The organism is Ensifer sp. SSB1 (genome assembly GCF_016652895.1).
Taxonomy (GTDB): Bacteria; Pseudomonadota; Alphaproteobacteria; order Rhizobiales; family Rhizobiaceae; genus Ensifer.
Genome location: NZ_JAEPRP010000208.1, coordinates 5,297 through 11,606, shown reverse-complemented (window position 1 = coordinate 11,606; position 6,310 = coordinate 5,297). Strand labels below are relative to the sequence as shown.

The window sequence follows — 6,310 nt, the reverse complement described above, 5'->3', positions numbered from 1 at the left end:
TGGGCTGATTGGCATCGCCTTCGGCACCGGATTCGCGCTCGGCCCCGTGCTTGGCGGCCTGCTCGGCGAACTCGGCCCGCGGGTGCCGTTTTACGGTGCTGCGGCACTATCCTTCGTCAACTTCATTCTCGGCGTGTTTCTGCTGCCGGAAACGCTGGACCGTGCCCACCGCCGTCGTTTCGAATGGAAACGCGCCAATCCGCTTGGCGCCCTCAAGCAGATGCGCAACTATCCGGGCATCGGCTGGGTCGGGCTCGTCTTCTTTCTCTTCTGGCTCGCCCACTCCGTCTATCCGTCGGTCTGGTCGTTCGTATCCAACTACCGTTATGGCTGGAGCGAGGGGCAGATCGGGCTGTCACTGGGCATCTTCGGCATCGGTGGCGCGTTCGTCATGGCCGTTATTCTGCCGCGCATCGTGCCACGGCTCGGCGAGTGGCGAACAGCGGCACTCGGCCTGGCCTTCACGACGCTCGGCGCCATTGGCTATGCCGGCGCCTGGCAGGGATGGATGATCTATGCCGTGATCATCGCAACCGCGCTCGAAAGCCTCGCCGATCCGCCGCTGCGCAGCATCGCAGCCGCCCATGTGCCGCCTTCGGCACAGGGGGAGCTTCAGGGGGCGCTGACCAGCATCGGCAGCATCACCACCATCATCGGCCCGCTGATCTTCACCCAGGCCTTCGGCTACTTCACCAGCCCCAGCGCTCCCGTCGCCTTCGCCGGCGCCCCCTACGCGCTGGCGAGCTGCTTCCTCGTCGGCGCGCTCATCGTCTTCCTCATGAAGATCCCGAGAAACAGGGCGGTCGGACCGCAAGGCATGGAGGCTGCCGGGCCGGTCGCGATTGCTGCGCGGGAAGCAGCCGAGGCGGTCGAGCGCTCGCGAGTGCACGGAAATTGATCAATTTTCGTGATCTATCGATGAAAGTTTGAGCACCTTCGCCCTTGCTGCTGGCTCTTTGCCCGGCGGTATTCTATCTCCGGTTTTCCTCCCTCCGATCTTTAGTTGCGGCCAGAGGCCGCATCGATTGCCAGGAATCTGCCATGCTGACCGCAAATGCGAACCCTACGTCTTTGACGACCGACAATTCCTGGCGGACGCATTATCGCGCGAGTTTCTATCTTGGCGTCCCGTTCATCGGTGCCCAGCTCGCCCAACTCGCCATCAACACGACGGACGTGCTGATGGTTGGCAAGCTCGGCGCGACCGAGCTCGCAGCCATCATCCTCGCGACGCAGATGTATTTCACGGTCTATGTCTTCGGGAACGGTTTTGCCAACGCCGTGGTGCCTATGGCGGCCCAAGCCGTCGGGCGAGGCGACAAGGTCTCGGTGCGCCGTTCCGTGCGCATGGGCATGTGGGTGGTTCTGCTTTACGGCGTCCTGACGGCGCCGGTGCTCTGGATGGCCGAGCCGATCCTGCTTTTTGCCGGGCAACAGCCGAAGGTCGCAGCACTCGCAGGCGAGTACATCCGCATTGCGCAGTGGGCGATCTTTCCCGGTCTCATCTTCATGGTGCTCCGCGCCTTCCTGAGCGGGCTGGAGAGGGCAGGCATCATTCTATACGTGACGCTGGCAACCCTCGTGCTCAACGCCCTGCTTTGCTACGTCCTGATTTTCGGTCATTTCGGCTTTCCGAAACTCGGCATTTTCGGCGCAGCCGTCGCCGCCCTCGGCGTTGCCGTGCTCGGAGCGGCACTGACGATCGCCTACATCAAAAGCAAGCCGGAGCTCAACCAGTACGAATTGTTCGTGCGCTTCTGGCGCCCCGACTGGGTGGCGTTCCGCGAAGTCGTCTTTCTCGGCATTCCGATCTCGCTGACAATCCTTGCGGAGGTCAGCCTCTTCACGGTCGCGTCGCTGCTGATGGGGACCATTGGCACGGTCGAGCTTGCGGCCCATGGCATCGCCCTGCAGTTCGCCTCTATCGCTTTCATGATCCCGCTCGGTCTCGCCCAAGCCGCAACCGTGCGCGTAGGTCTTTCCTATGGGCGCGGCGATCTCCTGGGCGTGCGCCGGGCGGCGATTGCGTCGCTCGTGCTCGGCGCCGGCTTTGCCATCGTCGGCAGCGCGATCTATGCGCTTTTACCGAGCCAGCTCGCCGCGCTCTATCTCGACACCGAGCGGCCGGACGCCGCCGCGGTTCTTGCTTTTGCCGCGCCTCTCATCGTCATTGCCGGCGCTTTCCAACTCGTCGACGGCATGCAGGCGATCGCTGCCGGCATGCTGCGCGGGCTGAAGGACACCAAGGTGCCGATGCTGCTGGCATTGATCTCCTATTGGCCGATCGGCTTCGTGTGCGCCTGGGCCTTCGCCTTCCTGTTCAACTTCGGCGGGATCGGTGTCTGGTTCGGCTTCGTGCTTGGGCTAGCCGCTGCGGCCGTGCTGTTGAATTGGCGCTTCTTCCGTATGCTCAACGCCATGTTGGCAAAGGCTGCCGCCAAGGCGGCCCACTGAGCGGAGGCAAAGAAAAAGCCGGACGGGCAGGGGATGCCGTCCGGCTTGCAATGGCGGTCGCCTCAGGGGAAGGGAACGACGGCCGCTTTTCACCAAGCTTCATTCACAAAGCCTTGGAACTGCTAGACGTTGAAACCGTCAAGCCGCTCCTGACCCTGGCGATCGCGCTGGAGGTCGCGTATCGTTCGGGCGAAATCGATCAAGAATACGAAACTGACGACCGCTGCCGCGATCATGAACAGGGTGGCCATGACGCCCTCCATCAATGGAAGATCTTCTGGGTCGCGAATTTGTCGCGCCGGTCACGGGACTCGTCGCGAAGTCCATGTATCGTCGCAAAGAGCATCGCGAAAAACATCGCCATCGAAAACAGAGCAAGTCCCATAGCCGTAATCCTTTCGCGTCCTAAACGGCAGTACGTTCGAAAAAGTTCCGTTGTTTACTGCGCTACACTAACGTTTTGCGTGTGAAGCACCGTTGAACATGGCATTCATCTAGCATTCATTCTTTCTGCCCCGCTGTTTCCCAGGGAACAGCCTCTGGCTCTCGGCACAACTCTTGCGATCCGTCGCCGTCCATGACAAAAGGCATCACCAAACGGAAACAGGTGCGATGACCACGGCATTTTATCCCGGCTCCTTCGATCCGATGACGAACGGGCATCTCGACGTGCTCGTGCAGGCGCTGAACGTGGCGGCGAAGGTTATCGTCGCAATCGGCATCCATCCCGGGAAGGCACCGCTTTTCTCCTTCGAAGAGCGTGCAAGTCTCATCCGTCAGTCGCTTCAAGAGTTTCTGCCCGACAGGGCCAGTGACATCGACGTCGTCGCCTTTGACAATCTGGTTGTCGACGCGGCACGCGAGCGTGGCGCGAAACTGCTGGTGCGCGGACTTCGCGACGGCACGGACCTCGATTACGAAATGCAGATGGCCGGAATGAACCGGCAGATGGCCCCCGACATCCAGACGCTATTCCTGCCCGCAGGCACGGCATCGCGGCCCATTACGGCCACATTGGTCCGCCAGATCGCGGCCATGGGCGGTGACGTCAGCGCCTTCGTGCCCGCGGCAGTTTACCAAGCACTGCAGGCCAAACGCCGCGCTTGAAGCGCGGCACCCTTTACACCACGCAGGGAGAAACCATGAAAATCCTCCACCTCGCTTTTGCCGGCGCCCTTGCGCTTGCCTCCTGGACGGGAACGGCAATCGCACAGTCGGCCGACAATTTTCTCACGATCACGCTCAAGGATGGGCCGGTCGTCGTTGAACTGCGTCCCGACATTGCCCCGAAGCATGTCGAGCAGATCAAGGCGCTTGCGGCCGCCGGCGAGTATGACAACGTCGCCTTCCACCGCGTGATCAAGGGCTTCATGGCCCAGACCGGCGACGTGCAGTATGGCGATATGGAAAACGGCTACCAGCCGCAGGCTGCCGGTACCGGCGGTTCGTCGCGGCCTGACCTGCCGGCCGAATTCTCCGACGTGCCGTTCGAACGCGGCACGGTCGGCATGGCCCGCTCGCAGGATCCGAACAGCGCCAATTCGCAGTTCTTCATCATGTTCGCACCCGGCGACTTCCTGAACGGCCAGTACACGGTCGTCGGCAAGGTCGTTTCCGGTATGGAGAACGTCGACAAGATCAAGCTCGGCGACGACGCCAACAACGGCTCCGTTACCGATCCCGACCGCATGATCAGCGTCAAGGTCGGCAAGTAAAGTCAAACAGAAGGAGAAAACCCATGGCCGAGATCAAAGATCCGGAAAACACGATCATCATGGAGACTACCAAGGGCAAGATCGTTATCGAGCTTCTGCCTGACGTCGCTCCGGGTCATGTCGCCCGCATCAAGGAACTGGCTCGCGAAGGTGCCTATGACGGCGTGGTGTTCCACCGCGTGATCGAGGACTTCATGGCGCAGACCGGCGACGTTCAGTACGGCAAGACGGGCGGCGAACACTTCAACCCGGCGCGCGCCGGCATGGGCGGCTCCTCCAAGCCGGATCTGAAGGCTGAATTCTCGAACGTCAGCCACATTCGCGGCACCTGCTCGATGGCCCGCAGCCAGATGCCGAACTCGGCAAACTCGCAGTTCTTCATCTGCTTTACCGATGCTCCGTGGCTCAACAAGCAGTACTCCGTTTGGGGCCAGGTTATCGAAGGCATGGACAATGTCGACAAGATCAAGCGCGGCGAACCGGTGCGCGATCCCGATACCATCGTCTCCATGCGGGTTGCCGCCGACGCCTGATTTGCGCTAATGCACAAACCCGCCCCGGTCGCCAACAGCGCCGGGGCGGGTTTGCTTTTGTCTGAAGAAAACAATGCGCGTAGACCTGTTCGACTTCGACCTTCCGGAAACCTCAATTGCGCTTCGGCCCGCAAGCCCGCGCGACAGCGCCCGCATGCTCGTCGTTCGCCCTGACGGCACAGACGTTCTGTCCGACCAGGGCGTGCTCGATCTGCCGTCTTTCCTTAAGGCAGGCGACGCGCTGGTCTTCAACGACACGAAGGTGATCCCTGCACAGCTCGAAGGCATTCGCCGCCGGGGCGAGGAGATCACCACGCCCGTTTCACTGACGCTGCACATGCGCACGGCACCCGATTGCTGGAAGGCCTTTGCCCGCCCGGCACGGCGCCTCAAGATTGGTGACCGTATCGCCTTCGGCCATGGTGGCACGAGCTGCCTTCTTGGAACGCTCGACGCGACGGTGGAAGAAAAGGGCGATGCCGGCGAGGTGACGCTGCGTTTCGACCTCTCGGGTCCGTCGCTCGACGGAGCAATCATGGCCGTCGGCCATATTCCCCTGCCGCCTTACATCGCCTCGAAGCGCGCCGAGGACGCACAGGACCGCGCCGACTACCAGACGATGTATGCCCGGGAGGAGGGCGCCGTTGCGGCCCCAACTGCTGGTCTGCACTTTACCGACCGGCTTTTCGCCAAGCTCGACGAGGCTGGCATCGAGCGGCACTTCGTGACGCTGCATGTGGGAGCGGGCACGTTCCTGCCGGTCAAGGCTGATGACACCGACGACCACGTGATGCACCAGGAGATCGGCCACGTCGACGCCCGCACGGCCGAGCGGCTGAACGCCGTCAAGGCGAGGGGCGGCCGCATTGTCTGCGTCGGCACGACTTCGCTGCGGCTGATCGAAAGCGCAACCTTGGAAGACGGCACCGTCAAGCCGTGGTCCGGGCCAACCGGCATCTTCATCACGCCCGGCTATCGCTTCCGCGCCGTCGACATGCTGATGACCAATTTCCATCTGCCGAAATCGACGCTGTTCATGCTGGTTTCGGCCTTCTCTGGCCTCGAAACGATGCGCGCGGCTTATACGCATGCGATCGAAACCGGCTACCGCTTCTATTCCTATGGCGACGCCAGCCTGCTTTTCCGGAAAGACTAGATGACCGAGACCTTCCAGTTCAAACTGCACAAGACCGATGGTAAGGCCCGTCGTGGCGAGGTTTCCATGCCGCGCGGCACGATCCGCACGCCCGCCTTCATGCCGGTCGGCACGGTCGGCACGGTCAAGGCGATGTATCTCGACCAGGTGAAGGACCTCGGCGCCGACATCATTCTGGGCAATACCTATCACCTGATGTTGCGGCCCGGCGCAGAACGCGTCGCGCGGCTCGGCGGTCTGCACGGCCTCATCCGCTGGCAGGGACCGATCCTAACCGATAGCGGCGGTTTCCAGGTCATGTCGCTCGCCGGCCTTCGCAAGCTCGACGAGCAGGGCGTCACCTTCAAGAGCCATGTCGACGGCGCGCTCTTCCACATGTCGCCGGAACGCTCGATCGAAATTCAAGGGTTGCTCGACAGCGATATCCAGATGCAGCTCGACGAATGCGTGGC

At 62.1% G+C, this 6,310-nt stretch carries 8 protein-coding genes; 7 read left to right on the top strand and 1 reads right to left on the bottom strand.

Translation table 11 applies throughout. The features are described from left to right. Together I8N66_RS32685 and I8N66_RS32680 are read left to right on the top strand one after the other, a co-directional pair. Positions 1-898, top strand: an 898-nt coding sequence (locus tag I8N66_RS32685) for an MFS transporter (RefSeq protein WP_291163251.1), incomplete at its 5' end; no start/stop codon positions are given. A gap of 143 nt (positions 899-1,041) precedes the next feature. Then, on the top strand, positions 1,042-2,454 hold the full coding sequence (locus I8N66_RS32680) for an MATE family efflux transporter (protein ID WP_291163248.1): 1,413 nt from the start codon (positions 1,042-1,044) through the stop codon (positions 2,452-2,454). A gap of 122 nt (positions 2,455-2,576) precedes the next feature. Here the strand turns inward: I8N66_RS32680 and I8N66_RS32675 are convergent, their stop codons facing one another. Further along, entirely contained in the window at positions 2,577-2,705 is a 129-nt protein-coding gene (locus I8N66_RS32675) for a hypothetical protein (protein ID WP_291163245.1), read from the bottom strand. A gap of 361 nt (positions 2,706-3,066) precedes the next feature. On the opposite strand from I8N66_RS32675, the gene coaD reads away from it, so the two are divergent. From coaD to I8N66_RS32650, 5 genes are all read left to right on the top strand, one after another. Beyond that, positions 3,067-3,561: a pantetheine-phosphate adenylyltransferase gene (gene coaD, locus I8N66_RS32670; RefSeq protein WP_113538807.1), complete on the top strand. Its 495-nt coding sequence runs from the start codon at positions 3,067-3,069 to the stop codon at positions 3,559-3,561. Positions 3,562-3,596: 35 nt separating this feature from the next. Then, positions 3,597-4,169 (top strand): peptidylprolyl isomerase, encoded by a 573-nt coding sequence (locus I8N66_RS32665; RefSeq protein ID WP_113538808.1) that lies wholly within the window; start codon positions 3,597-3,599, stop codon positions 4,167-4,169. A gap of 23 nt (positions 4,170-4,192) precedes the next feature. Continuing rightward, a complete protein-coding gene (locus I8N66_RS32660; RefSeq protein WP_113538809.1) occupies positions 4,193-4,702 on the top strand; it encodes a peptidylprolyl isomerase in 510 nt (169 codons plus the stop codon). A gap of 73 nt (positions 4,703-4,775) precedes the next feature. After that, complete coding sequence (queA, locus tag I8N66_RS32655) at positions 4,776-5,858, top strand: tRNA preQ1(34) S-adenosylmethionine ribosyltransferase-isomerase QueA (protein ID WP_113538810.1); 1,083 nt, start codon at positions 4,776-4,778, stop codon at positions 5,856-5,858. Then, the coding region (locus I8N66_RS32650) for a tRNA-guanine transglycosylase (RefSeq protein ID WP_291163254.1) at positions 5,859-6,310 on the top strand (452 nt) is incomplete at its 3' end. It lies immediately after the preceding gene.